This is a genomic window from Bradyrhizobium sp. P2_E8 (assembly GCF_056403875.1).
In genome coordinates, this window is the sequence record NZ_JBFUES010001225.1 from 1 (window position 1) to 1,941 (window position 1,941).

Consider the following 1,941-nt stretch of genomic DNA (forward strand, 5'->3'; position numbering starts at 1 on the left):
GGCCAGGGTGTCCAATGTGTACGATAAATCCGAATTTCGGTAAAGTGGAATATGTTTGCGGTGGGGGATTGACAGGCCATGAGGTGATGCCCGCGGGGTGTTTTGCTCGACGGGCAATCCTGCGGCTACGGCGTCGCCTCAACTTCCGACGGTGCGGACCAGGCGAGGTCGGTTGCGGTTTGCGAGCGGGGCCTCGTTCGCCAGGGCGCGCAGCCATTCGCGGAAACTGACGATCTCGGGACAATCCGCGGTGCCCTCGGGCGCAATCAGCCATTCGCCCAATCCGGATCCCTCGTTGATCCGGTCGCAGCGATAGCCCGGATGGTGGCCAAGACCGCGGGCAATCAGCAGGTCGACCTTGCCCTCGACCAGCTCGTGCAGGCCGGCGGGTTGCAGAACACGCAAACCGATATCGGCATGCGCGCCGCGAAACTCCGCCAGGGCGAGGCGGCGCAAATCGAGGCTGCCATGGACCCCCAGCTGGAGCAGCACCGCACCAGCCGGTTTCAATTGCGAGGTCGCATCCGCAATGCAGCGAAAGCCATCGGATATCCCGGGCAGATAGGCCTGACCGGCGGCGGTGAGGATCAGCTGCTTGTGCAGCCGCTCGAACAGGCGCACGCCGAGGCGTGCCTCCAGCGCTTTCACCTGCTGCCCCACGGCGGCAGGCGTGACGTGCAGTTCGTGCGCGGCGAGCTTGAAACTGAGATGCCGCGCGGCGGCTTCGAAGGCGCGGAGCGCGTTGAGTGGCGGAAGAGAGTAGGTCATCGCGTCGCAGTTTGACACCGATGGGCTGTGGCCTTGCAATAGATTTTCTTGCGCTGAACCGCAGGAATGATGCTTTGCGCCGCGGCGATGTTGCCGGATACGGTCAGCCCGCAATCCGGAGAAACGCCATGCCCCCAGCTCACATCGTCAGCCACAATCCCGCAACGGTCCACGCTCCCGCCGGCGGTTACAGCATAGGACTTGAATTGAAGCAGCATCGCCGCCTGCTGTTTGTCAGCGGCCAGGTGCCCGAGGCGTCCGACGGCGCCGTGCCTGAAGGATTCGAGGCGCAATGCGAGCAAGCCTGGCGCAACGTCATCGAGGTGCTTGCCGCTGCCAGCCTTGGCGTCCAGAATCTGGTCAAGGTCACGACGTTCCTGACCGACCGGAAGCAGGTCGTGCCCAACCGAACCATTCGCCGCGCGATGCTTGGGGAACATCAGCCTGCGCTGACGGTCGTGATCGTCGAGACCGTCGACAGCAAATGGTTGCTGGAGATCGAGGCGATTGCCGCGGAATGAACCCGGCTCTTGCCGACCTCGCAACGGGCCAATCGTGTCAGGTGTCCAATGGCTGAGATCATCCACCCGTTTTACGAGGCGCATCGCGGTGCAATGGAGGCCGCCATGTGCCAGCGCCTCGACCTTGCCGAAGCGATGTTGCGCGAGCGCGCGCATCTGTCGGATATCGACGGGGTCAGGCAGGAGGTGATGGAAGAATTCGAGATCGTGCTCACCCAAATGCCCTATGTCGGCGGCGCGGCCAGTCGCATGAGCGATTTCGTCATGCGTCTCATGGGTTTCATGGCGATCAGCCGTGTGCTCCGGCGACACGGCGTGCCGCTGCCCGTGATCGGCGAGATCGAGCGGGAAACCTACAAGGCGCAATTGCTCACCGTGCCAGAAGCGGAACGCCTCGCTTCGGGGCATCAGTTCATGTCGCCTGAGAACCAGGCGCTGCTGCGCGAGCAGGCCGCGCAAAGCGTCACAAGCAGCCATCAGGACGAGTTCCCGGAAGACTTCGTCTACGATTTCGTCGAGCCGGGCGCGGATGACACCTTTGAGTTCGGCATCAACTACAAGGCTTGCGGCTTCTGCAAATTCGCCGCCCGCCATGGAGACAAGGACATCCTGCCGAACATCTGCGGGCTTGATTTCGACGCCTATGCTGTGC

The 1,941-nt window shown here is 63.0% G+C and carries 3 protein-coding genes; 2 read left to right on the forward strand and 1 reads right to left on the reverse strand.

The features are described from left to right. Positions 1 to 138 precede the first annotated feature (138 nt). Positions 139 to 768, reverse strand: coding sequence for a LysR family transcriptional regulator (locus AC1D00_RS38910; RefSeq protein ID WP_477014327.1), 630 nt, complete (start codon positions 766 to 768; stop codon positions 139 to 141). A 128-nt stretch (positions 769 to 896) separates the two neighbouring features. Here AC1D00_RS38910 and AC1D00_RS38915 point away from each other — a divergent pair, with 128 nt between their 5' ends. Continuing rightward, on the forward strand, positions 897 to 1,289 hold the full coding sequence (locus tag AC1D00_RS38915; RefSeq protein ID WP_477014328.1) for a RidA family protein: 393 nt from the start codon (positions 897 to 899) through the stop codon (positions 1,287 to 1,289). Positions 1,290 to 1,337: 48 nt separating this feature from the next. After that, on the forward strand, positions 1,338 to 1,941 hold a 604-nt coding region (locus tag AC1D00_RS38920), incomplete at its 3' end, for an L-2-amino-thiazoline-4-carboxylic acid hydrolase (protein WP_477014329.1).